Here is a 1385-nt window from a genome sequence, read left to right on the forward strand (position 1 = left end):
GGACGCAAGGCCTAGCGAAGATACCGCCAGGTTCTGCACCGACATGTCCGACAACTGTGCCTGTACGGTTTCGTCATCCAGACACAGGGCCTTATCCGCCAACACCGGTAATTGCGCCAGCACCGCTTGTGAAGTCAGCACGGTTTGCACACCACTGTCTTCAAGCATATACGTCAAGCGGGACTGCGGATTGGCCGGGTCAAGCGGTACATAGGCCCCGCCTGCCTTGAGAATAGCCAACATACCGACCACCGTCTCCAGCGAGCGCTCAACGCAAAGTCCCACTAAAGTATCCGGCTTCACTCCCTGTGCTGTCAGGTAGCGAGCCAATTGGTTGGCGCGGCGGTTTAACTCGCCATAACTAAGACGGCTTGCTTCATATACTAGGGCAATTTTCTCTGGGTGGCGCGCAGCCTGCTCTTCAAATAGTTCATGCAGGCAGCGCCTTGACGGGGTGAAGCACTCAATATCCTGACGGCTTTCAAGCAGCTGTTCACGCTCCCGGCTGGTCACCAGTTCATGACTGAACACATCTCGCTCAGGTGACTGCAACAGGGCGCTCAGCAACACCTCAAAGTGCTCCGCCATACGCACTATTGTCTCATCTTTAAAGACAGCCGTATTAAACTCCCAATAGAGACCGAGGCCACCGGCCTCCTCTGCCATATTCAGGGTTAGGTCGAACTTCGCGGTTTGTCCACCGCCTTCCACCATCGACAACTCTAATCCCGGCAACGATAAGCTGCCCTGGTCATTGTTTTGCAGCGATAGCATCACCTGAAACAGCGGGCTGTGACTCAGGCTGCGCTCAGGCTGCAAACGGTCGACGATTTGTTCAAACGGCACCTGCTGATGGTCATAAGCATCGAGCAAACAGCGCTTGCTCTGCCCCAGTAAATCATGAAAACTTGGGCTGCCCGATAAATCGCTACGCAGCACCAGCGTATTGACAAAAAAGCCTATTAGCTCGGCAATTTCTGACTGCTCCCGATTCGCTACCGGCGTGCCGACCACGATATCCTGCTCGTTACTATAGCGGGATAATAAAACCGAAAACGCAGCATGCAGTCCCATAAACAAGGTGGCGCCATGGGATTGGCACAAGGCCGTCAAACGCGCGACATCGTTTTTATCAAGACTGCTGGCATGAACATCACCGGTAAAGCTTTGCACCATAGGTCTGGCATAATCCAACGGCAGGCTATGCACCACAGGCAAGTACGACAGCTGATTTTGCCAGTAGTCCAACTGCTGCTCTAGCACGTCGCCTTGCAGCCATTGGCGCTGCCAGTAAGCATAGTCGCCATACTGAATGGCCAAGGGAGCCAGGGACGCTTCTTCTCCCTGAACATAAGCACGATACAGCTGGCTAAACTCATTCACCA

1 protein-coding gene is annotated in these 1385 nt (G+C 53.9%); it reads right to left on the reverse strand.

The annotated features are described in order from the left end of the window. On the reverse strand, positions 1 to 1385 hold a 1385-nt coding region (locus A587_RS24395), incomplete at both ends, for a non-ribosomal peptide synthetase (RefSeq protein WP_036965304.1).

It is taken from the genome of Pseudoalteromonas sp. NJ631 (genome assembly GCF_000276645.1).
GTDB classification, from domain to species: Bacteria; Pseudomonadota; Gammaproteobacteria; order Enterobacterales; family Alteromonadaceae; genus Pseudoalteromonas; species Pseudoalteromonas piscicida.